This window comes from Hafnia psychrotolerans (genome assembly GCF_014639435.1).
GTDB classification, from domain to species: Bacteria; Pseudomonadota; Gammaproteobacteria; order Enterobacterales; family Enterobacteriaceae; genus Ewingella; species Ewingella psychrotolerans.
In genome coordinates this window covers 402,600-425,051 of sequence record NZ_BMFZ01000002.1, presented here as the reverse complement: position 1 = coordinate 425,051, position 22,452 = coordinate 402,600, and the positions used below count along the sequence as shown (strand labels likewise).

The 22,452-nt window shown below is 50.5% G+C and carries 17 protein-coding genes; 7 read left to right on the top strand and 10 right to left on the bottom strand.

The window, feature by feature from the left end:
- Positions 1-115: 115 nt before the first annotated feature.
- From ldtD to IEV89_RS05140, 3 genes are all read left to right on the top strand, one after another.
- Entirely contained in the window at positions 116-1,966 is a 1,851-nt protein-coding gene (ldtD, locus tag IEV89_RS05150; RefSeq protein ID WP_229746376.1) for a L,D-transpeptidase, read from the top strand.
- Between the two features lie 179 nt (positions 1,967-2,145).
- Positions 2,146-2,694: a peptidoglycan L,D-endopeptidase MepK gene (gene mepK, locus IEV89_RS05145; protein WP_188471065.1), complete on the top strand. Its 549-nt coding sequence runs from the start codon at positions 2,146-2,148 to the stop codon at positions 2,692-2,694.
- A gap of 50 nt (positions 2,695-2,744) precedes the next feature.
- On the top strand, positions 2,745-3,392 hold the full coding sequence (locus tag IEV89_RS05140; RefSeq protein ID WP_188471063.1) for an MBL fold metallo-hydrolase: 648 nt from the start codon (positions 2,745-2,747) through the stop codon (positions 3,390-3,392).
- An 84-nt stretch (positions 3,393-3,476) separates the two neighbouring features.
- Here the strand turns inward: IEV89_RS05140 and IEV89_RS05135 are convergent, their stop codons facing one another.
- The 4 genes from IEV89_RS05135 to pncB form a co-directional block, all read right to left on the bottom strand.
- Positions 3,477-4,667: an amino acid aminotransferase gene (locus IEV89_RS05135; RefSeq protein WP_188471060.1), complete on the bottom strand. Its 1,191-nt coding sequence runs from the start codon at positions 4,665-4,667 to the stop codon at positions 3,477-3,479.
- Positions 4,668-4,903: 236 nt separating this feature from the next.
- The gene (gene ompC / locus IEV89_RS05130; RefSeq protein ID WP_308420853.1) at positions 4,904-6,055 is read right to left on the bottom strand and encodes a porin OmpC; all 1,152 of its coding nucleotides are present in this window, start codon (positions 6,053-6,055) and stop codon (positions 4,904-4,906) included.
- 301 nt (positions 6,056-6,356) lie between these two features.
- The gene (gene asnS, locus IEV89_RS05125) at positions 6,357-7,757 is read right to left on the bottom strand and encodes an asparagine--tRNA ligase (protein ID WP_188471058.1); all 1,401 of its coding nucleotides are present in this window, start codon (positions 7,755-7,757) and stop codon (positions 6,357-6,359) included.
- Between the two features lie 306 nt (positions 7,758-8,063).
- Positions 8,064-9,269, bottom strand: a complete 1,206-nt coding sequence (gene pncB, locus IEV89_RS05120) for a nicotinate phosphoribosyltransferase (RefSeq protein ID WP_188471056.1) — start codon at positions 9,267-9,269, stop codon at positions 8,064-8,066.
- A 449-nt stretch (positions 9,270-9,718) separates the two neighbouring features.
- On the opposite strand from pncB, the gene pepN reads away from it, so the two are divergent.
- Positions 9,719-12,334 (top strand): aminopeptidase N, encoded by a 2,616-nt coding sequence (gene pepN / locus IEV89_RS05115; RefSeq protein WP_188471054.1) that lies wholly within the window; start codon positions 9,719-9,721, stop codon positions 12,332-12,334.
- A gap of 108 nt (positions 12,335-12,442) precedes the next feature.
- On the opposite strand, the gene ssuB is transcribed toward pepN, so the two are convergent.
- Genes ssuB through ssuE form a run of 5 tightly spaced genes read right to left on the bottom strand, consistent with a single transcriptional unit; the run spans position 12,443 to position 16,820 of the window.
- Complete coding sequence (gene ssuB / locus IEV89_RS05110; protein ID WP_188471052.1) at positions 12,443-13,225, bottom strand: aliphatic sulfonates ABC transporter ATP-binding protein; 783 nt, start codon at positions 13,223-13,225, stop codon at positions 12,443-12,445.
- A complete protein-coding gene (gene ssuC, locus IEV89_RS05105; protein WP_188471050.1) occupies positions 13,222-14,013 on the bottom strand; it encodes an aliphatic sulfonate ABC transporter permease SsuC in 792 nt (263 codons plus the stop codon). The genes ssuB and ssuC overlap by 4 nt, the downstream gene beginning before the upstream one ends.
- A gap of 11 nt (positions 14,014-14,024) precedes the next feature.
- On the bottom strand, positions 14,025-15,179 hold the full coding sequence (gene ssuD / locus IEV89_RS05100) for an FMNH2-dependent alkanesulfonate monooxygenase (protein ID WP_188471048.1): 1,155 nt from the start codon (positions 15,177-15,179) through the stop codon (positions 14,025-14,027).
- 58 nt (positions 15,180-15,237) lie between these two features.
- Positions 15,238-16,200, bottom strand: a complete 963-nt coding sequence (locus IEV89_RS05095) for a sulfonate ABC transporter substrate-binding protein (protein WP_188471046.1) — start codon at positions 16,198-16,200, stop codon at positions 15,238-15,240.
- Positions 16,201-16,235: 35 nt separating this feature from the next.
- Positions 16,236-16,820: an NADPH-dependent FMN reductase gene (gene ssuE / locus IEV89_RS05090; protein WP_188471044.1), complete on the bottom strand. Its 585-nt coding sequence runs from the start codon at positions 16,818-16,820 to the stop codon at positions 16,236-16,238.
- Positions 16,821-17,199: 379 nt separating this feature from the next.
- Here ssuE and pyrD point away from each other — a divergent pair, with 379 nt between their 5' ends.
- On the top strand, positions 17,200-18,210 hold the full coding sequence (gene pyrD / locus IEV89_RS05085) for a quinone-dependent dihydroorotate dehydrogenase (RefSeq protein ID WP_188471042.1): 1,011 nt from the start codon (positions 17,200-17,202) through the stop codon (positions 18,208-18,210).
- A gap of 201 nt (positions 18,211-18,411) precedes the next feature.
- Complete coding sequence (locus tag IEV89_RS05080; RefSeq protein WP_188471040.1) at positions 18,412-18,960, top strand: cell division protein ZapC; 549 nt, start codon at positions 18,412-18,414, stop codon at positions 18,958-18,960.
- A 32-nt stretch (positions 18,961-18,992) separates the two neighbouring features.
- On the opposite strand, the gene IEV89_RS05075 is transcribed toward IEV89_RS05080, so the two are convergent.
- Entirely contained in the window at positions 18,993-20,096 is a 1,104-nt protein-coding gene (locus tag IEV89_RS05075; RefSeq protein WP_188471038.1) for a YcbX family protein, read from the bottom strand.
- 231 nt (positions 20,097-20,327) lie between these two features.
- Between IEV89_RS05075 and rlmKL the strand changes: the two genes are divergently transcribed.
- Positions 20,328-22,448: a bifunctional 23S rRNA (guanine(2069)-N(7))-methyltransferase RlmK/23S rRNA (guanine(2445)-N(2))-methyltransferase RlmL gene (gene rlmKL, locus IEV89_RS05070; protein ID WP_188471036.1), complete on the top strand. Its 2,121-nt coding sequence runs from the start codon at positions 20,328-20,330 to the stop codon at positions 22,446-22,448.
- Positions 22,449-22,452 lie beyond the last annotated feature (4 nt).

The window sequence follows — 22,452 nt, the reverse complement described above, 5'->3', positions numbered from 1 at the left end:
GCCGCTATTATGTTGAGATCCTGCGCAAAATTAAGAGTTTCTTTATATACTTAACTCATGAGTTGTTCGTTCAAATTCGGGTATTTAATTTGAGCACTTTAACGGGAGGCAAGGGATGATGTACATGAGTCAAAGGTCTCTCAGATTTCTGGCAGTGAGCTGCCTGTTTGTTACGGGGATGGCTCCGTTAACTGCTGCATTTTCTGCCATTCCTACTCTGCCTGTTCGCTCAGCGACGCTCTCCAGCGTTCAAAGCCTCAGTCAATTGCAGGCTGAGTTGCCAAAAAGCGTTAAACCTCTTTATCTCTCATCCCTTGCATCACTCTATGCAGCTAATCACATGCAGCCGATGTGGCAAGACAGCAACGCAGTCCATCAATTTCAGCAACAGTTGGCTGAATTAGCGCTTTCTGGTGTTCAACCACAATTTACTCAATGGGTAAAATGGCTGACTGATCCTGAAGTGACCGGTATGGCACGCGATATCGTACTGTCAGATGCTATGTTGGGGTATTTGCAATTTGTCAGTGGTGTAGAAGCGAAAGGGGACAGTTGGTTATACAGTTCCACACCTTATAAGATGACCACACCGCCGTTAACGGTGATCAACCAGTGGCAGTTGGCGCTGCGTCAAGGGACCACGGCCAGTTATGTCGCGACCTTGGTGCCGCAGCACCCATTATATTCCAAGATGCATAGCGCACTACGCGCCATGTTAGAGGATAACCGTCCGTGGCCGCAGATGACCACGGCGGCCAGTCTGCGTCCCGGGCAAATGAGTGATGATATTCCGGCGCTGCGTGAAATTCTCAACCGAACCGGCATGATGGCGGCGGCTCCTGCGGAGAGAACATCCCCGCTACCCACCGATGAAACTATTGCTAAAGATGGCCCAGGTGCAGCAGCTAACGACGATTTATCTGTTGATGAGTCAGCCGATAAAGCTGTGTCACCCTCGTCGGTCGTGAGCCCTGCGGCCACTTCAGTCACGGAAATCCTGCCGACAGTTGAATCCAATGGTCAGCCAGCCGCCGCGGTGCCTGTTGCCGTTGCTGATAACCAATACTCTCCTGAATTAGTCGAAGCAGTAAAACGCTTCCAAAAATGGCAAGGGCTTGAACCGGATGGGATTATTGGTCAGCGTACCCGTCAGTGGTTGAATGCTTCACCCGATTTACGCGCAACCTTGCTGGCACTGAATATCCAGCGGTTGCGAATTCTGCCAGGTAACGTCAATACCGGTATTATGGTGAACATTCCTAACTATCAACTTACTTACTACCTTAATGGTAATCAGGTCTTAACTTCGCGAGTGATTGTGGGGCGTCCGAGCCGGAAAACACCTTTAATGAGTAGTGCACTGAATAACGTGGTGGTTAATCCACCATGGAATGTTCCAACGACGCTGGTGCGCGAAGACATTGTGCCAAAAGCGATGCAGGATATGAGCTATTTCCAAAAGCATGGCTACACCGTACTTGCTGGCTGGAATAATGATGCCGAGGTCATTGATCCCTCAATGATTGACTGGAGCGTTGTGTCACCCAGCCATTTCCCGTACCGTATCCGGCAGGCGCCTGGTGCCAGCAACTCTCTGGGCCGTTACAAATTCAATATGCCGAGTTCTGATGCGATTTACCTGCATGACACACCAAACCACGGTTTATTCCAGAAAGATATTCGGGCCCTGAGTTCAGGTTGTGTGCGTGTTAATAAAGCTTCTGAACTGGCCAATATGCTACTACAGGATGCGGGCTGGAATGACACGCGGATTTCATCAACATTGCAGGGCGGGAACACCACATTTGTGCCAATCAGGCATCGTATACCGGTAAAACTGTTCTACTTGACGGCTTGGGTTGCTGAAGATGGTAAGCCGCAATATCGTACAGATATTTACAATTACGACTCACCGGTAAAATCGGGTGCACAAATTCTCGCCAAAGCAAAATTCTTGCTGCAATAAATGCAGTAAAACTAAAATGATAGCGGTCTAAATCATTGACCTTATAACGGGCGTGGCTGTGAAGCCGCACCCGTTTTGCTGTATGGGTGGGTTGACTCACTGAATTAAGGCGGTTAAGGTTCGAAGCAGTACGCTTTTCGTCCCTATTTTTGACTCTCTCACCGGGTAGTAAACAGTTCATGGATCAAATCGACAAACATCGCCGTAAATGGCTGGCACTTGGCAGTGCTGCTATGGGTATCGCACTCCTTCCTGGACGTGCTTTTGCCACTCTTTCTACTCCTCGCCCACGTGTTTTAGTGGTAAATAACTTAAATACTGGCGAAATCCTCAAAACCGAGTTTTTTGATGGAAAGCGTTACAATAAGGGTGAGTTGGCGAGATTGAATCATCTGTTCAGGGACTACCGGGCAGAAAAGGTGAAAAATATTGATCCGGCTTTGTTTGATCACCTTTATCGTTTGCAGATTATGCTGGGTACCAATAAACCTGTTCAGTTGATCTCCGGGTATCGCACATTGGCAACGAATAACAGTATGCGTAAACCGGGAAGCGGAGTGGCTAAACATAGCTACCATACGCTTGGACAGGCGATGGACTTCCACATCCAGGGTATCGAACTGAGCAATATCCGCAAAGCTGCGATGAAAATGAAGATGGGTGGTGTAGGATATTATCCACGAAGTAACTTTGTGCACATTGATACAGGTCCGGCAAGAGCCTGGTAGTATGTGTCATTTGCGGCTTATCTATTTGAGTTAAGTTGCTGTGGAGACTTATGAAATACCATCTTATTCCTGTCACGGCGTTTAGCCAAAATTGTTCAGTTATCTGGTGTAGCAAAACGCATCAGGCAGCGATTGTCGATCCTGGTGGTGATGCGGAAAAAATCATCAGCGAAGTTGCCAAACTGGATGTAAAAGTGAGCCAGATTTTGTTGACACATGGTCACCTTGACCACGTTGGTGGCGCAGCTCAGGTAGCAAAACACTACAATGTTCCTATCGTCGGCCCACAGAAAGAAGATCTCTTCCTGCTCGAATCTCTGCCGACCCAAAGCCAAATGTTTGGTTTAGCTTACTGTGCCCCTTTGACACCCAACACCTGGCTTGAAGAGGGGGATGAAGTTCGCGTTGGTGAAGAATCTCTTTCTATTCTCCATTGCCCGGGACATACGCCAGGCCATATTGTGTTTATTAACGCTAGACGTCGCTTGGCAGTCTCAGGAGACGTGATTTTCCGCGGTGGTGTCGGGCGTAGTGATTTCCCACGAGGCGACCATCAGGCGTTGATCCATTCGATCAAAACCAAGCTTTTACCACTCGGCGATGATATGGCTTTCATTCCGGGTCACGGTCCGATGTCAGATTTCGGCCATGAGCGTAAGACCAATCCGTTCTTGCAGGATGAAATGCCGGTCTGGTAATACATTGCGATAAACGACAGAATTCTATAAATGAAAAAACCAGTCAGTTGCCCTGACTGGTTTTTTTACAGCATGATTATTTGATCACAACACGGCGACGATGGCTTCGCACAGCGGTGCCATATTGTCGAGAGTGATACCGGCAACATTAATACGACCGGAGTTAACTGCATACACGGCGAACTCTTCACGTAGACGCATAACCTGATCTTTGGTCAGCCCGCTGAATGAGAACATACCATTTTGGTTAATAATGAAGCTGAAATCCTGCCGAGCTCCTTTCTCCTGCAAGGTAGCCACAAACAACTGGCGCATACGGTGAATACGCTGGCGCATGTCGCTGAGTTCCCGCTCCCAGATGGCGCGCAGCGCTTCATTGCCGAGTATTGTGGCAACAACTGCAGCACCGTGTGACGGTGGGTTAGAGTAGTTTGCGCGGATAACTGATTTTACCTGGCTGAAGGAGCGGTCAGCGGTTTCGGCATCAGCGGCGACCAGAGTACAGGCCCCCACACGCTCGTTATACAGACCAAAGTTCTTCGAGTAAGAGCTGGCGACCAGCAATTCAGCATGCTTAGCAGCAAAAATGCGCAGGCCCTGTGCATCTTCTTCCAACCCTTTAGCAAAGCCCTGATAGGCAAAGTCAAACAGCGGCAGCCAACCTTTAGCCACAGACAGTTCAGCCAGTTGCGCCCATTGTTCTGTTGTTGGGTCTATACCTGTTGGGTTATGGCAGCAACCGTGGAATAGCACTACGTCGCCAGCCTGAGCTTCATTCAGGCTCTTCACCATGCCATCGAAGTCCAGTGAGTGGTTCGCGGCATCGTAGTAATTGTATTCCACGACTTCCAGACCCGAGGCGTTAAATACCCCTTTGTGGTTCGGCCAGCTTGGATTGCTCACCCAGATACGTTTAGCACGGGTCTGTGTCGCGATAAAGTCTGCGGCAATACGCAGGCCACCTGTGCCACCTGGCGTCTGTGCGGTGCGCGCACGCTTGTCTGTGATGATGGCGCTATCTTTACCAAACAACAGTTCCTGAGTACAACGTGCAAAATCGGGCAGCCCGTCAATGCTCAAGTAGGTCTTAGTTGTTTCGTTTTCCAGCAAATATTGCTCGGCTTTTTTCACGCTGGTCAGAATCGGGGTTTTGCCCGTTTCATCTTTATAAACACCAATCCCAAGATTGATTTTATCCTGGCGAGCGTCAGCACGGAAAAGATCGGTAAGACCGAGAATAGGATCAGCAGGTGCAGCAGTGATTTTTTCAAACATAGGGTGAGACTTCCATGGCCTGATATTTAGCAGAAAGAGGTCATCAGGTTACCGCCTGAAAGTCAGTTTGCCAACCGTTTGCGACAAAAAGAAAGCGGAGTTGTGAAGCGGGCTTTGAGATTAATAATTTTGATAATTGAAAAGGGTGGGAAGGTATTTAAAAGCAAAAGGCAGAGCCGAAGCCCTGCCTTTCAAATCACTTAGAATGCAACCGTAGGTGCATCAATTAAGTGAAATTAGAACTGGTATTGCAAGCCAACACCAACCACGTTGTCGGTGTTAGTACCAGCTGCTTTGGTGTAATCATTGTCGTCCAGCAAGTTGATTTTGTAGTCAACATAGGTGGACATATTTTTGTTGAAGTAGTAGTAGGTACCCACTTCGATGTATTTAACCAGGTCAGCGTCACCGCCAGCAAACCCTGTACCCACTGCGTTCAAGTCCTTGCCTTTAGACTGCAGGTAAGCGATGGACGGACGCAGACCGAAATCGAATTGGTACTGTGCAACCACTTCAAAGTTCTGAGTTTTATTGGCTGTTTGGTTGTTACCTGAACCGTATGGTGTGGTGTTAAGAGATTCACCGTAGAATGCTGCCAGATACAGATTGTTCGCATCGTACTTGGTACCGAATGCGTAGGCAGAGGCTTTATCGCCGTTACCGTCAAGTTTCTGAGTATTAGTACGGTTTGAAGAGAAGTAAGCACCAGACAGGCTCACACCAGAGTTACCGATAGCATAAGCGGTTGATGCGCCCCAGCCGTCGCCGTTTTGAGTAACGGCTGAACTTTGAGGAACACCTAAACTAGTCACGCCGTCTGCAGCAAATGCTTCAGTATTACGGTCGTTTTCGTTTTTGCCCTGGTACTGTACAGCGAAGCTCAGGCCATCAACCAAACCGAAGAAGTTGCTGTTACGGTAAGTCGCCATACCATTACCACGACCAATCATGAAGTTGTCGTTGTTCTGGTACATGGTGTCATCGCCAAATACTGGCAGTTGGTCAGTATAAGACATTACGTCGTAGATCACGCCGTAGTTACGACCGTAGTCGAATGAGCCGTAGTCGCCAAATTTCAGACCTGCAAAGCCCAGACGGGTTTTGTTACCTTCGGTGCCAGCGCTTTCAGCGTGATTCGCCTGAACGTTGTATTCCCACTGGCCGTAACCGGTCAGTTGGTCAGTAATTTGAGTTTCGCCTTTAAAGCCAAAACGAACGTAAGTCTGATCACCGTCGTTACCCGTGTTGTCAGAGAACGTGTGGCGTGCGTCAACTTTACCGTAGAGATCCAGTTTGTTGCCGTCTTTGTTATAAATTTCAGCAGCGTTTGCTGCGCCAGCAGCCAACAAAGCTGGGATTACGATTGCAAGAATGTTGCGCTTCATCATTATTATTACCCTCATTGGTTTTATTTGGACACCTGCCACTGCCGTCAATAATTCTTTAGGGAACTATTGTTGAGAGTTTTGTGTCTCCTGTGTCTGGAGGCAGTGTTCCACCCGAGGGCGGCTTAATCTACATCGAAAATGCTACTAAACCCCTAAACTTGTTTCACGGGGAAAGAATGTATTACAAAATGTAAATTTCACGGAACTTTGTGACAGGGATCTACCTTTGAAAATGACTAAGGCCAGCTGAGCTGGCCTTAGTTTTGTAACTAAAATGTTACGTAGAAAATGTTTTAGCTAATTAGAAGGTTGCATTACGTGGTGTGCGTGGGAATGGGATCACATCCCGCACGTTTTGTACACCAGTAACGTAGGCTACCAAGCGTTCAAACCCTAAGCCGAAACCGGAGTGCGGCACTGTGCCGTAGCGGCGAAGATCGCGATACCACCAATAATCGTCTTTATTGAGGCCCATTTCTTCAAGGCGAGCATCCAGCACATCCAGACGTTCCTCACGCTGAGAACCGCCGATAATTTCACCAATACCGGGGGCCAGAACATCCATCGCTGCGACGGTTTTACCATCTTCATTCATTCGCATATAGAATGCTTTGATATCTTTAGGGTAATTTTTAACCACTACCGGCGCTTTAAAATGCTCTTCTGCCAGATAGCGTTCATGCTCAGACGATAAATCGACACCCCACGACACAGGATTTTCAAAGGTCTTACCGCAATTGATTAAGATTGCTACTGCATCGGTGTAATCAACCTGGGCGAAATCTGATGTTACAAAACGCTCAAGGCGTGAAACAGCATCTTTGTCTACGCGTTCGGCAAAAAACGCCATATCATCTTTTCTTTCGTTCAGAACGGCCTGGAACACGTATTTAAGCATGCTTTCAGCCAGTGCGGCGATGTCGTCCAGAGTGGCAAAGGCCACTTCCGGTTCAACCATCCAAAATTCAGCCAGGTGTCGGCTGGTATTGGAGTTTTCTGCTCTGAAGGTTGGGCCGAAGGTATAAACCTTGGAGAGTGCACAAGCGTAAGTTTCACCGTTCAACTGCCCGGAAACAGTAAGAAATGCTTCTTTACCGAAGAAATCTTCGCTGAAATCAACGTCGCCTTTATCAGTACGCGGCAAGTTTTGGAAATCCAGGGTTGAAACGCGGAACATCTCGCCAGCGCCTTCGGTATCCGATGCTGTGATAAGCGGTGTTGATACCCAGAAATAACCATTTTCATGATAGAAACGGTGAATGGCTTGCGAAAGGGTGTTACGCACGCGAGCAACAGCACCGATCAAATTGGTCCGTGGGCGAAGATGCGCCACTTCACGGAGATATTCGATACTGTGGCGTTTTGCGGCCATCGGGTAAGTGTCAGGATCATCAACCCAGCCAACCACTTTAATGGCCGTCGCTTGCAGTTCGAAACTTTGGCCTTCACCCGGTGAGGCGACAACAGTGCCGGTCACTTCAATTGAGCAACCGGTGGTCAGGCGCAGAACCTCATTCTGATAATTGGGCAGAGAATTATTCACAACGGCCTGTAACGGATTAAAGCAGGAGCCGTCATAAACGGCGAGGAAGGAGATGCCAGCTTTAGAATCTCTCCGGGTACGCACCCAACCGCGGACGGTGACTTCACTGTCAACCGCAGCACGGCCTTGCAGTACGTCGACTACAGGCACAACGCTCATAGGTTTCTCTCTTTCTTATATATTCAGATGATGATTGAGAACTAACGGACCCCATAAAAAGGGATTTTGCTATGTTACTTAGCCTTTCTCAGGACACAAGCAGAAATCACGTCGCTTGGACAACATTTGTCCGGGCAGGGCAATAGTTATCCAAAATTATCATTGCGATGGATGTGAATGTCGTAAATCTAAATAGCATCAATATAAAGGAGCACGCCTATATATAAGAAGAGTCAGTGATCAGAAGAACGGTTCTGGAAAGGAGAAGGAAGAATGCCTGCGGCCGTGATGGCCACAGACGTTTTATTAAGATGCTTTTTTAACCAGAGGGATATCGAAAGCTTTACGTAATGCCTTCACAAAAGCTTTGTCCTGACAGATTGTTTTACCTGGACTGTCAGACAGTTTTGCCACCGGTTTGCCATTGCACTGGACCAGCTTGATCACAATATTCAGCGGTTTTACGTCTGGAATATTACAGGTCAGACGCGTTCCAATACCAAATACCAGATTCACGCGTTGATGGAAATGGCGATACAGAGACAGAGCCTTATCTAAATCAAGATTGTCTGAGAAGACCAGGGTTTTACTCATCGGGTCAATACCCAGCTTTTGATAATGCGCTATCGCTTTTTCACCCCATTCAACCGGGTCTCCTGAATCATGGCGCAAACCGTCATAGGCGTTGGCAAATTTCGGGCCGAAATCCCTCAGGAAAGCATCCATCGTTATGCAGTCGGTCAGCGCGATACCCAATTGATCAGGGTATTCATCCAGCCATGCCTGCAAAGCGGCACGCTGGCTATTGGCCAGTGTTGGGCTTATCTGCTGATGCGCCTGGAACCACTCATGCGCCTGGGTTCCTACCGGAGACAACTGCAATCTGTGGGCAATATGGTAGTTACTGGTACCTAGCAGGTAAGGGAATTCGGCTTTCAATGTAGTAACAATCGCCTGCTGCACTTCGCCGGAGAAACGGCGTCGCGTTCCGAAATCCATCAGGCGAAAGCATGATATATCAATATCTGCCGCTTCTTGTTTGAAACGTGTCAGATTCTTGCGTAGTTGATCCACTGCCATTTGTAGGGTCACCTGACCAGAACGATGTTGGTGAACAACTTCGCTAATCACGGCCAGCAGCGGCACTTCCCACATGATCACTTCACGCCATGGCCCGGAAATCCGCACGTGTAAATGACCGTCGCGATCGGCCACCTCGACATCTTTAGGGTTATAGCGGAAAGTTTTCAGCCAGTTGAGGTAGTCAGCGCTGAAAAAAGGCAGACTGGAAAGATAGGAAAATTCATCGTCTGTCAGAGCCAACTGGCTCATCATTTCGATTTGTTGGCGAATTTCGCTGGCATATTCGCCTAGTCGGTCGTCGCCACGACAGCGGAATTCGGCCACCACGCTAATATCGTGATAGCGGTGGAAGACGGCTTGCTGCATATGAAGCTTGTAGGCGTCGGTATCTAACAGCGAAGTCAAAATCGGGGAAGCGTATGAAGTCATAGCGCGTTTACAGCATCCTCGTCAGAAAGGGTTGGCCAGCAAAAACCTGCACATAACTTATTAAAGGCAGTTCGCATCACGCCAACCATTCCAGATAAAAAAGCATTCTGGATAAAACAGCAAAGTCTGTGAAGTATACCGTAATATCCTGTGAAAGAACGCTCATCACATCATAATTGTCAGCGAAGGGTCGAGGCTTAAACGTGCTCAGGTCTTCAAAATGGCATCTTTTTGTTAACAATTAGGTTGCACAGTGGCATAGGCTTCCGTTTTGAACGAAACATGGCCTAACAGACTTACAAGTCTGCAACAATCTGGGAATTCTAAGCGCCTGTGGTAAAGTTCAGGAAAGCTTTATCAGCCGCTGGCCTTTCTCCTGCCGGAGCGTCCAGATAAGCAAGGATCAACAACAGACGTCGTGACTGACGAAAACGTTAAAAGGTTTCTTTATGACTCAACTGCCACAAGCCAAATTCCGCCACGATTACCGTGCACCGGACTACACCATTACCGATATTGACCTCAATTTTGAACTCGATGCCCAAACTACCGTGGTTACCGCTGTCAGCCAGATTAAACGCCAAGGTGCAGAAGGCGCTTCGCTGGTACTTAATGGTGAAGATCTGACCCTAATCAGTCTGAAAGTGAATGGGCAGGATTGGCCGAGTTACCAGGTAACGGATAAAACACTCGTGATTGACCGTCTGCCTGAAGCCTTCGAGCTTTGCATCGTCAACGAAATTCACCCAGCCAAAAACAGCGCATTGGAAGGGCTTTATCTCTCCGGTGAAGCGCTGTGTACTCAGTGTGAAGCCGAAGGTTTCCAGCATATCACCTATTATTTGGATCGCCCGGATGTTCTGGCGCGCTTTTCGACGCGTATCGTGGCTGATAAAGCCCGCTATCCGTACCTGCTATCCAACGGTAACCGCATTGATTCCGGTGAGCTGGAAGGTGGCAAACATTGGATAAAATGGCAAGACCCGTTCCCTAAACCTTGCTATCTGTTTGCGCTGGTCGCCGGTGATTTTGATGTGCTGCGTGATACCTTCAAAACGCGCTCAGGCCGTGATGTGGCGCTGGAGCTGTTTGTCGATCGTGGCAATCTGGACCGTGCCGACTGGGCAATGGAATCCCTGAAGCAGTCGATGAAGTGGGACGAAAGCCGCTTCAATCTGGAGTACGATCTCGATATCTTCATGATCGTTGCCGTTGACTTCTTCAACATGGGCGCGATGGAAAACAAAGGCCTGAACGTCTTTAACTCCAAATATGTGCTGGCGAAAGCCGAAACTGCCACCGACAAAGATTATCTGGGTATTGAAGCGGTGATCGGTCACGAATATTTCCATAACTGGACCGGTAACCGCGTGACCTGCCGCGACTGGTTCCAGCTCAGCCTGAAAGAGGGGCTAACGGTGTTCCGCGATCAGGAGTTCAGCTCGGATCTCGGCTCACGTTCAGTAAACCGTATTGATAACGTCCGCGTGATGCGTTCCTCACAATTTGCCGAAGACGCCAGCCCGATGGCGCACCCGATCCGTCCGGAAAAAGTGATCGAAATGAACAACTTCTACACACTGACGGTGTATGAAAAGGGTTCAGAAGTGATCCGCATGCTGCATACCTTGCTGGGTGAAGAGAAATTCCAGGCTGGTATTCAACTCTATTTTGAACGTCATGATGGCAGCGCGGCAACCTGTGATGACTTCGTGCAGGCGATGGAAGATGCGTCGAACGTTGATCTGTCTCTGTTCCGCCGTTGGTACAGCCAGTCGGGCACACCTGTTCTCACCGTACGTGATGATTATGACGTAGAAAAACAGCAATATACGTTAACCGTTAGCCAGAAAACGCCACCGACGGCGGATCAAGCTGAAAAACTGCCACTGCATATTCCGTTGGATATTGAACTGTATGATCCGCAAGGTAATGTGATTCCGCTTAAGCAAAACGGCAGTGTGGTTAGCAACGTGCTGAATGTGACTCAAGCAGAACAAACCTTCATCTTTGACGATGTGGAATACCCACCGGTGCCATCCTTACTACGTGAGTTCTCTGCACCAGTGAAGCTGGATTATAAATATGGCGATCATCAGCTCACCTTCCTGATGAAACATGCGCGTAATGATTTCTCTCGCTGGGATTCGGCGCAAAGCCTGCTGGCTATTTATATTAAGCTCAACGTCGCACGGCATCAGCAGAAACAGCCACTGTCACTGCCGTTGCACGTGGCCGATGCCTTCCGTGCCGTGTTGTTGGACGAAAGTATTGATCCGGGCTTGGCGGCACAGATCCTCACGCTGCCTTCTGAAAACGAAATGGCTGAATTGTTCGATATTATCGATCCGCAAGCGATCAGTGCGGTGCATTCAGCCATCACCCGCTGCCTGGCAACCGAAATGGCAGATGAGTTACTGGCCGTTTATAACGCTAACCGTCTGCCGGCATACCGTGTGGTGCATGAAGATATTGGCAAGCGCGCACTGCGTAATACCTGTTTACGTTATCTGGCGTTTGGTGACGTAACGCAGGCGGATAAAATCGTACAGGCTCAGTTCGAGCAGGCCGACAACATGACCGACTCTCTGGCGGCGATGTCTGCGGCCGTTTCGGCCCAGTTGCCTTGTCGTGAAGCGCTGATGGCGACTTACGATGAGCGCTGGCATCAAGATGGTCTGGTGATGGACAAATGGTTCATGCTGCAAGCCTCCAGCCCGTCGGCGGATGTACTGCAAAAAGTTCGTTCATTACTGAGCCACCGTTCATTTACCATGAGTAACCCGAACCGCATCCGTTCGTTGATAGGGTCGTTTGCCTCCACCAACCCGCCGGCATTCCACGCCGCCGATGGCAGCGGTTATCAGTTCCTGACGGAAATGCTCACCGACCTGAACACCCGTAACCCGCAGGTTGCCGCGCGTATGATTGAGCCGTTGATCCGTCTGAAACGCTATGACGCTCACCGTCAGGCACTGATGCGCAGTGCGCTTGAGCAGTTAAAAGGGCTGGAAAATCTGTCCGGTGATTTGTTCGAGAAAATCACCAAAGCGTTAGACGCATAACCGAGTCTCAGAAATGACAAAGGGCGATGGAAACATTGCCCTTTTTATCCTTCATCCGCTTGCCGCCGCTTTAATCCTGCAACTCGAATTATTTCGGGTAAATATAAGTTATCGCTGTGCGCGTTTCGCTTCCTGCGGAACCGTCTGCGCAGGTTGAGGCGTGAGCACGCGTTCCAGCACTTCGGCTTCCAGCTCTGCTAGTCTCGCTGAACCTTTCCGGCGTGGACGTGGCAAATCCACGGTCAGATCCAGACCAATCCGTCCCTGATCGATGAGGATCACCCGGTCTGCAACGGTCACGGCTTCACTGACATCGTGCGTCACCAGTAGCACGGTGAAATCATGCTGTTGCCACAGACGCTCGATCAGGCTTTGCATTTCGATTCGCGTTAGGGCATCCAGTGCGCCGAGCGGTTCATCTAATAACAACAAACGTGGTCGATGGATTAACGCACGCGCCAGCGCCACACGTTGTTTTTGTCCTCCCGACAGTGCCGAAGGCCATTCATCGGCGCGATCCGCCAATCCGACTTCTTCCAGCGCGGCCAGCGCGGCTTCGCGCCATTTTCCTTTTAAGCCTAAGCCGACGTTATCGATCACTTTCTTCCACGGCAGCAGGCGATCATCCTGAAACATCAGCCGCGTATCGTCGTGCACCTGACTCAGTGGAGCACTGGCGCTAAGCAGTTCGCCCAGTGTGGTTTTTTCCAGCCCGGCGAGCAGACGTAATAATGTACTTTTTCCACAGCCGCTGCGGCCAACCACCGCCACAAACTGGCCGGGCGGAATGCGCAGATTGATGTCATTGAGCACGGCGCGGTTGCCGTACTGTTTGGTGATGCCGGACAGCGTGACCGGCGTGCCTTGCGGAATACGGGTAGGTGCGCTCATGCGGCGTCTCCTTGTTTTTTCTGATAAGCGGGGTGCCAGCGCAGCCAGACACTTTCCAGCTGGCGGGCTAAAATATCGGCCAGTTTACCCAGGATGGCGTACAGCACGATGGCGACCATCACGACGTCAGTTTGCAAAAATTCACGGGCGTTCATTGCCAGATAGCCGATGCCGGAGTTGGCAGAAAGAGTTTCTGCGACGATCAGCGTCAGCCACATGAACCCGAGCGCAAAGCGGACTCCGACCATAATCGACGGCAGCGCGCCGGGTAATACCACTTGAATAAACAGCGGGAAACCGGACAAACCGTAGCTGCGCGACATTTCCAGCAGGCCGCGATCAATATTGCGAATACCGTGATAAGTATTGAGGTAAATCGGAAACAGGGTGCCCAGTGCCACCAGAAAAATCTTGGCAGTTTCATCAATACCGAACCACAGAATCACCAGCGGGATCAGCGCCAGATGGGGAATGTTGCGCAGCATTTGCAGTGAACTGTCGAGCAGGCGCTCTCCCCAGTGGGAAAGCCCGGTGATAAAGCCGAGCAGCAAACCGAGGCTGCCGCCGATGGCAAAACCAGTCAGCGCGCGGAAGGTGCTGATTTTCAGGTTTTGCCAGAGGTCGCCGCTTTTCGTCAGTGTCCAGAACGCCTCAACCACCGCGCTGGGCGCGGGAAGAATGCGTTGAGATAGCCAGCCTGCTTCGACAGCCACCTGCCAGCCACCGATCAGCGCCACCGGCACAATCCACGGCAAAATACGGTCTAACTCGCGTGGTGATGAGGTCATGTCCGTTCTCCTTAATGCTGGCTGGCGACTTTTTTGTTGGCGAAGTCGTGAGCGACCAGTTCACCACGCGGCAAAATAGCCTTCTTCACCACGTTCTCATCTTCCGGTTTCGCCAGATCCAGATGCGGGAACAGCAACTCGCTGACGCGGTACGCTTCTTCCAGATGCGGATAGCCGGAGAAAATAAAGGTATCGATGCCCAGATCGACATATTCCTGCATGCGTGCCGCTACGGTCGGACCATCACCAACCAGCGCAGTGCCCGCACCGGTACGCACCAAACCGATCCCTGCCCACAGGTTTGGATAAATTTCCAGTTTATTGCGATCGCCGCCGTGTAGCGCTGCCATGCGGTGCTGCCCCACGGAATCGGTTTTAGCAAACGCCGCCTGTGCGCGTTGAATGGTGTCATCATCAATGTTGGCAATTAGGCGGTCGGCGGCCTGCCAGGCTTCTTCATTGGTTTCGCGCACAATGACATGCAAACGAATACCGAAGCGCACCGTGCGGCCATGGGCCGCGGCTTTGGCGCGAACCTGTTCGATTTTTTCTTTGACTGACGCCGGTGGCTCGCCCCATGTCAGATACAGTTCAACCTGTTCGGCGGCCAGATCCTGCGCTTCCTCAGAAGAACCACCGAAGTACAGCGGCGGGCGAGGGTACTGAACCGGGGGATGCATCAGGCTCGCGCCGTTGACCTGAATGTGTTGGCCTGAGTAATCCACCGTTTCGCCTTCCAGTACGCGACGCCAGATACGGGTGAATTCGGCAGACGCTTCGTAACGTTCTTTGTGATTGAGATGCAGACCCTCGGCGGCCAGTTCAGCCGGATCGCCACCGGTCACCAGATTAAACAGCGCGCGACCGCCGGACAGCCTGTCGAGCGTGGCGGCCTGACGAGCAGCCAGCGTCGGGGAGATAATCCCCGGACGCAGCGCCACCAGGAATTTTAGCCGCTGGGTAACGGAAATCAGCGACGCGGCCACCAGCCATGAGTCTTCGCATGAACGGCCGGTAGGCAGCAGCACGCCACCGAACCCTAAGCGATCGGCCGCTTGTGCTATCTGTTGCAGATAACCGTGATCAACGACGCGCGCACCTTCTTCCGTGCCTAAATAGCGACCATCGCCGTGGGTAGGTAAAAACCAGAATACGTTCAGACTCATGGGGTAACTCCTCTCTCATTCGTTTTCGCTCGTGCGTAGCGGTTAAATCGTCGGATACTCAGTTGGCTTGTACTGTCGGTTTCCAGATACGGTCTTTGATGTCGACCTGCTTCGGCAAAATACGGTTTTCATAGAACAGATCGGCGGTTTGCTGCTGGCGCTTTTCCGTTTCGGCACTGACCGGCGTGATAGGTAAATCCGGCAGATGATCCAGATATGACGCCACCACTTTTTCCGGTAAACCCATCGACTGAGAAAGCAGTTTGATGCTCTGGTCGCGATCGGTTTTGGTCAGCGCATTCGCCTGCGTTAACACCGTCAGAACCTGCTGGATAAACTGCGAATTGGCTTCAGTATATTTTTTCGGCGCAAGGTAGAAGGAGCCGGTCTGATGCAACGATGAACCGTCAATCAGTACCCGGACATTTCCCTGAACCTGCGCAGCGGAATAGTAAGGATCCCAGATGGCCCAGGCATCGACGTCATGCTGCTGAAATGCCGCACGGGCATCGGCCGGTGTCAGATAAACCGGCTGGATGTCGCTGGGTTTCAGCCCCGCCTGTTGCAGGGCGCGGATCAGTAAATTGTGCGAGCTGGAGCCTCTCTGAAAGGCGACTTTGTGACCTTTCAGATCCGCGACGCTTTTGATCGGGCTGTCGTTGTCGACCAGAATCACTTCTGCTTTTGGCTTTGGCGGTTCCGAGCCGATATAGAGCAAGTCTGCGCCCGCCGCCTGCGCGAACAGCGGCGGTAAATCGCCGGTGCCCCCTAAATCAATGCTGCCGACGTTGAGGGCTTCCAGAATTTGCGGTCCGGCAGGGAATTCAATCCAGGTAATCCTGGTGTTGGGAAAACGTGTTTCCAGCAATTTGTGCGATTTTGCCAGCACCAGACCGACAGACCCTTTCTGATAGGCGATGCGCAGCTGCTGCGGCGCTTTTTCTTCCGCCACGGCGTGACCGCTGAGGGTCAGGCTGGTAAGCAAACCGGCAACCACTGGCAGGCGGCGAAGTGATGACAAAGAGAATAACGCAGTTATGGTGAATTCCTTTTGAGTCAGACGCGCAGAACTTGCGCTGAAAGAGAGGTTGCGAAAGTGTTGACGATCGGCCGATGGCGGCTGAGTGCCAGATAAAAATTTTCCAGCGATTCGTTCAAACGCTCGGCGAGCGCCGGATCAAGCCGCGCCGGAAAAGTGTGATAGTCGGTAATCAGGCTGTCATCGGCGAATACGCCTTGCAGAACTTCCTGTGCTTTCAGCGAGGCGAGAACCGGCTTGAGAGCGTAATCCACCGCCAGCATGTGACCGATAGAACCGGCGGTCGCCAGCGGCAGAACGACTTTATGGTCGAGTGCGCGTTCAGGTAGTAAATCCAGCAGCGTTTTTAATGCGCCGGAAAAAGACGCTTTATACACGGGTGTTGCGACGATCAACCCGTCCGCACTCGTCAGTTCGGCAGTCAGCTGCTTCAACTGCGGGCTGGAGAAATTCGCGAACAGCAGATCGTCAGCAGAGAAATCCTGCAGATGGTAGGTAAAGACTTTCACACCACGGTTTGCCAGCCACTGGTGGCTGAGGGCCAGCAGGGAAGAAGAGCGGGACGGTTGTCGCGGGCTGCCTGCCAGGGTAATAACACGCATCTGAATTCCTTATATATCCGTCGTCCTGCAAGTTGCCTCTGTGTTGGCTGCCGTAATGCAACGTGAGTGACTTGGATATAACAAAAAGTTATAGAATCATTGTTTTCATTAACAAAGTGAAATTAACGTAACAGGCAGAGGCGGCGGAGCGGAAATCTCAATTTTGGCTATCCATAGTCGCAAAACGGATAAAGTCGGCGAAACGGCAGGTATAAAGGGGAGGTGGGAAGGGCGCAAAACGTGAATCAAAGGTAAATAAAAAGTAATCGTTTGCGTACAAAAGCACTTATTATCGCAAATAGCTGGTTAACGTTTCCAATTGACCGGCGGTTAGTCGATAATATCGCCCCGTCTAGCCACCGGGAATCCAGGAGTCTTCATGTTTTATCCTCTTGTCAGGAAAGCACTGTTTCAGCTCGACCCTGAGCGCGCGCACGAACTCACTTTCCGCCTATTGAGCCGTATTTCTGGTTCACCGTTTGAATTTCTTATTAACCAGTCTGTACCGACCAAACCGGTCAGTTGCATGGGGCTGTCATTTAAAAACCCATTAGGTCTTGCCGCCGGTCTGGATAAAGACGGTGATTGCATTGATGCATTTGGCGCGATGGGCTTTGGTGCTGTGGAAGTGGGTACCGTGACGCCTCGGGCTCAGGACGGTAATGATAAGCCGCGCTTATTCCGCATCGTGGAAGCCGAAGGCCTGATTAACCGCATGGGCTTCAATAATAAAGGTGTCGACAATTTAGTTAACAACGTTAAACGTTCTCGTTTTGGTGGCATTCTCGGTATTAATATTGGCAAGAATAAAGACACGCCGGTCGAGAATGGCAAAGATGATTATCTGACTTGTATGGATAAGATTTATCCTTACGCCGGATATATCGCGGTGAATATTTCTTCCCCTAACACGCCGGGATTACGCTCATTACAGTACGGCGAAGCGCTTGACGATCTACTGGCAGCGATAAAAAATAAGCAACTTGAGCTACAGCAGCGGCATCAAAAATATGTCCCTATTGCAGTAAAGATCGCCCCGGATCTTTCACACGAGGAATTGATCCAAATAGCTGACAGTTTAGTTCGTCATAATATGGATGGGGTGATCGCCACCAATACAACACTCGACCGTAAGTTGATCCAGGGACTTAATTACTGCGAGCAAACCGGTGGATTAAGTGGCCGTCCTGTTCAACTTCGGAGTACAGAAATCATCCGTATGCTCTCTGATGAACTTAAAGGCCAGTTGCCTATTATTGGTGTTGGCGGGATAGATTCATTAACCGCTGCACGGGAAAAAATGGCGGCGGGTGCCTCTTTAATACAAATATATTCCGGGTTTATCTATCACGGACCACGCCTGATTAAGAATATTGTCACCCATATCTAATATTTTTCATCGCTATTGACAGCCGGGGGTTTATTTATTCATCCGGCTCGTCTATATTTTGTCCACTGGTTCTATAATATAGAAGCGGCAGTAGCTCAAGATTTGTCTGATTTATACCCATGATTAAATCGCGTAGGGTAAGTCCGGTTTTTTTTATTAATGAGTGATCAGATCGCAAGTTCGGGAAAAACAGGATAGAAAATGAAAATTAAACCAGATGATAATTGGCGTTGGTATTTTGATACTGAACACGATCGGCTGATGCTGGATCTCGCCAATGGTATGATTTTCCGTTCCCGTTTCCCTGCAAAAATGCTGACGCCAGATGCTTTTGGTGACGCCTCATTCTGTGTGGATGATGCTGCTCTCTATTATGGTTATGAAGAGCAGTGCAAAGGTGTGAAACTGGCCAATGAGCAGCGTGCTGAATTAGTACTTAATGCCTTGGTTGCCTTCCGTTTTCTCAAGCCGCTAATGCCAAAAAGTTGGCATTTTACCCAACAGCGCTTACCTTTTCAGCCGCAGAACGGCCAGATAGCGCAAGTTCAGGTGACGGAGAGTGGCGAGCATGCAATCCTGCTGGTGGTTGAGTCCGGCGATAACGCCAGTCTTTGTTTACTGGCACAAGAGCGCTTAACTCTGGCAGGTCGGGGAATGGTGCTCGGTGATGCCATTAAGATCATGCATGATCGTTTGATGCCTGCACCCGTTCGCACCACGAATACTCAACAATATGATCGGGCGGTTTGATTTCCCGCCTGATAGACCTCTTCTCTTCTTGATCAACGCAACACGACGTCCGTTCCTGGAATACAACTGCAAGACAATATCGTCCCATCTTTACCTATCGCACTTGCCTTTAGTGGCGACACTTCCCCTGCCTCTAGCGTCAGCTTGCAAGCTCCGCAAATACCTGCACGGCAAGAGTATGGAATGCGTAAACCCTGCATCTCTAGCTGCTCAAGCAAAATCTGCTGATTATTTCCGGTAAACTCCGTGCCTTGATAGTTAATGCTGACACTTTTGACATCGCTCTTTGGCGCTGCCACATTTTCAACCACGATACCGGCAGAGTATGGGCGGGGTGGTTTGGTCGCCAGTACCTGAATGCTGTCACCGGCCCGGATCATGCCGGTGTTACGGGCAATCATATTCTGACCGAAATCCACATCACCGTTGTCGGCAGTGCGGTAGCCCTGCAGCGTTTTCAGTGGTTCCCCACGCGGATGTTTGCGGCCATGCTCGGTACTTACCGTCGTTAGTATGCAGCGGCTGCAGGGTTTCACTACGTCAAAAATAACCTCACCGATGCGAATGGTCTGCCAATTATCTTCGGCATAAGCCTCCACGCCAGTAACCACCAGATTCGGCCTGAACTGTTCTATTTTCACGCTGCTGGGGCAGCGGTTTTGTAAATCGCGCATTGAGGCTTCATTGATCAGCAGATAAGGGAAGCCGTCGGCGAAAGAGAGGGGGACTTCAGCATATTTTTTCACGCGGCGAGTCAGTTCTTCACCGACCCAGCGCAGTTGTACGTCGCGCTTTAAATAGCGGCTTAGCCACTGATTTAACGCATCTGGCGCGATGAGTGAGGTAAACTGATTGCCCCAAACTTCTGTGGGTTCAGCTTGTCCGCTAAAATCACGGAAACGCACGCTGGCGGTTTCGCCATCGGGACGGGTGATTAATAGGCCATCTGGCAGCAAAGCGGGCGTAAACTGGACCAACTGCGGATATTGGCGTGCGGTAATAAACATCCCCTGTGGGTCTGTCAACATGAAAAGACGGTCAAATGCCAGACCGCTGGCTGTGACATGTGCGTGAGACAACTGCAGTCCGCGCATCGACTTTACGGGGTGAACAAATAATCGTGAAAGGGTAGCCACGTAAACGCGCCTCCTTGCTCTATACCTTTCATCTTTCGAGCTGCCTCCGCGTTGGCCGCCTTCATTCAACCCGGTCACTTACTTGAGTAAGCACCCGAGGATTCATTCCGTTGCGGCCCAGATGCAACTCGAATGACGTTGGGTAATATTTTATGATGGGAAGAGACTTTATGACAAGCGGGACGGATTAGCTATAATGCGCAACTATTTTCTTTTTGGTGATATGTCGATATGAACTCTTTGTTTGCCAGCACGGCGCGTGGACTGGAAGAACTTTTAAAAAGCGAACTGGAAACGCTGGGTGCGCAAGCCTGCAAAGTTGTGCAGGGAGGGGTGCATTTTGAAGGTGACGATCGCCTGATGTATCAAAGTCTGCTTTGGAGCCGTCTGGCTTCGCGCATTCTGCTGCCTCTTAATGAATTTAAAGTACACAGCGATTTAGACCTATATATGGGTGTGATGGCGATCGACTGGCCGGAAATGTTCGGTGTCGATAAAACCTTTGCCGTTCATTTTAGTGGTCTGAATGATGAGATTCGTAACAGTCAGTACGGCGCGTTGAAAGTGAAAGACGCTATCGTCGACAGCTTTACGCGCAAAATGGATGAACGCCCTAACGTGGCGAAACAGCAGCCTGACATTCGCGTCAATGTGTTCTTGCAACGTGATACTGCCAGCGTTGCGCTAGATTTGAGCGGCGAAGGCCTGCATCAGCGCGGCTACCGTGACCTGGCCGGTCAGGCACCTTTAAAAGAGAGCTTGGCGGCTGCCATCGTCATGCGTTCTGGCTGGAAAGCTGGCACGCCGATGGTTGATCCTATGTGCGGTTCCGGCACGTTGTTGATCGAAGCGGCAATGATTGCCGCCGATCGCGCGCCGGGTTTACATCGTCCACATTGGGGCTTTACCGGCTGGAATAAGTTTGATGCTGATTTATGGCGTGAACTGACGACAGAGGCCGAAGTGCGTACTCGTCGTGCATTGCAGGAGACCTCGTCGCGTTTCTTCGGTTCTGATATTGACCGCCGCGTGATTGAAATGGCGCGTTCTAACGCCCGTCGTGCCGGTGTGGCTGAACTCATCACACTCGAAGTGGGTGAAGTTGGCAAATTGGTGAATCCGCTGCCTGAAGGCCCAACCGGTACGGTCATCAGTAACCCACCCTATGGCGAGCGTTTGGAAAGTGAACCTGCGTTGATTGCCCTGCATAACCAGCTGGGCCGTATTATGAAAACTCAGTTTGGTGGCTGGCAGCTCTCTCTGTTCAGCGCCTCGCCTGAACTGCTGAGCTGCGTGCAGCTACGCGCCGATCGTCAGTTTAAGGCTAAAAATGGCCCGCTGGAATGTGTGCAAAAAAACTACCAGTTGGCCGAAAACCCAACCGGAGCGTCAGGCACGCAAATGGCAGAAGACTACGCCAACCGCCTGCGCAAGAACGTCAAAAAGCTGGAGAAATGGGCCAAACAACAGGGGATCGAGTGTTATCGCCTGTATGACGCCGATTTACCAGATTACAACGTGGCCGTTGATCGCTACGGTAGCAAAGTGGTAGTACAGGAATACGCACCACCAAAAACCGTGGATGCGCAGAAAGCGCGTCAACGTTTATTTGATGTCATTAACGCCACACTCTCTGTGTTGGATATTTCTTCCAGCCAACTGGTGTTGAAAACCCGTGAACGTCAGAAGGGAACCAATCAGTACGAGAAACTGGCGCAAAAAGGCGAATTCCAGTTGGTGGAAGAGTTCAATGCCAAGCTGTGGGTTAACCTGACCGATTATCTGGATACCGGTCTGTTCCTCGATCACCGCATTGCGCGCCAAATGCTTGGCGAAATGAGTAAAGGGAAAGACTTCCTTAACTTGTTTGCCTACACCGGTACCGCCAGCGTTCACGCAGGCCTCGGTGGCGCACGCAGCACGACCACTGTCGATATGTCACGCACCTATCTGGAGTGGGCAGAGAAAAACCTGCGAGTGAATAACTTGACAGGGCGTCAGCATCGCCTTATCCAGGCTGATTGTCTCTCCTATCTTGGCATGTGCGACGAGCAGTTTGACGTGATCTTTATCGATCCACCGACCTTCTCCAACTCTAAACGTATGGCCGAAAGTTTCGACGTTCAGCGTGATCATCTGTCATTGATGAAAGATCTGAAACGTATTTTGCGTCACAACGGTACCATTATGTTCTCCAACAACAAGCGCGGTTTCCAGATGGATCTCGAGGGACTGAGCTTGCTCGGTCTGAGCGCTAAAGAGATCACCAGCCAAACCCTGTCGCAGGATTTCGCCCGTAATCGTCAAATTCATAACTGCTGGCTGCTTTCTCACGCTAGCGAGGAAAAGTAAAGTT

What these genes read in the sequence shown, in the direction of transcription:
- ldtD (WP_229746376.1), top strand. Translation starts at nt 116, where the DNA reads ATGATGTACATGAGTCAAAGGTCTCTCAGATTTCTGGCAGTGAGCTGC.
- mepK (WP_188471065.1), top strand. Translation starts at nt 2,146, where the DNA reads ATGGATCAAATCGACAAACATCGCCGTAAATGGCTGGCACTTGGCAGT.
- IEV89_RS05140 (WP_188471063.1), top strand. Translation starts at nt 2,745, where the DNA reads ATGAAATACCATCTTATTCCTGTCACGGCGTTTAGCCAAAATTGTTCA.
- IEV89_RS05135 (WP_188471060.1), bottom strand. Translation starts at nt 4,667, where the DNA reads ATGTTTGAAAAAATCACTGCTGCACCTGCTGATCCTATTCTCGGTCTT.
- ompC (WP_308420853.1), bottom strand. Translation starts at nt 6,055, where the DNA reads ATGATGAAGCGCAACATTCTTGCAATCGTAATCCCAGCTTTGTTGGCT.
- asnS (WP_188471058.1), bottom strand. Translation starts at nt 7,757, where the DNA reads ATGAGCGTTGTGCCTGTAGTCGACGTACTGCAAGGCCGTGCTGCGGTT.
- pncB (WP_188471056.1), bottom strand. Translation starts at nt 9,269, where the DNA reads ATGACTTCATACGCTTCCCCGATTTTGACTTCGCTGTTAGATACCGAC.
- pepN (WP_188471054.1), top strand. Translation starts at nt 9,719, where the DNA reads ATGACTCAACTGCCACAAGCCAAATTCCGCCACGATTACCGTGCACCG.
- ssuB (WP_188471052.1), bottom strand. Translation starts at nt 13,225, where the DNA reads ATGAGCGCACCTACCCGTATTCCGCAAGGCACGCCGGTCACGCTGTCC.
- ssuC (WP_188471050.1), bottom strand. Translation starts at nt 14,013, where the DNA reads ATGACCTCATCACCACGCGAGTTAGACCGTATTTTGCCGTGGATTGTG.
- ssuD (WP_188471048.1), bottom strand. Translation starts at nt 15,179, where the DNA reads ATGAGTCTGAACGTATTCTGGTTTTTACCTACCCACGGCGATGGTCGC.
- ssuE (WP_188471044.1), bottom strand. Translation starts at nt 16,820, where the DNA reads ATGCGTGTTATTACCCTGGCAGGCAGCCCGCGACAACCGTCCCGCTCT.
- pyrD (WP_188471042.1), top strand. Translation starts at nt 17,200, where the DNA reads ATGTTTTATCCTCTTGTCAGGAAAGCACTGTTTCAGCTCGACCCTGAG.
- IEV89_RS05080 (WP_188471040.1), top strand. Translation starts at nt 18,412, where the DNA reads ATGAAAATTAAACCAGATGATAATTGGCGTTGGTATTTTGATACTGAA.
- rlmKL (WP_188471036.1), top strand. Translation starts at nt 20,328, where the DNA reads ATGAACTCTTTGTTTGCCAGCACGGCGCGTGGACTGGAAGAACTTTTA.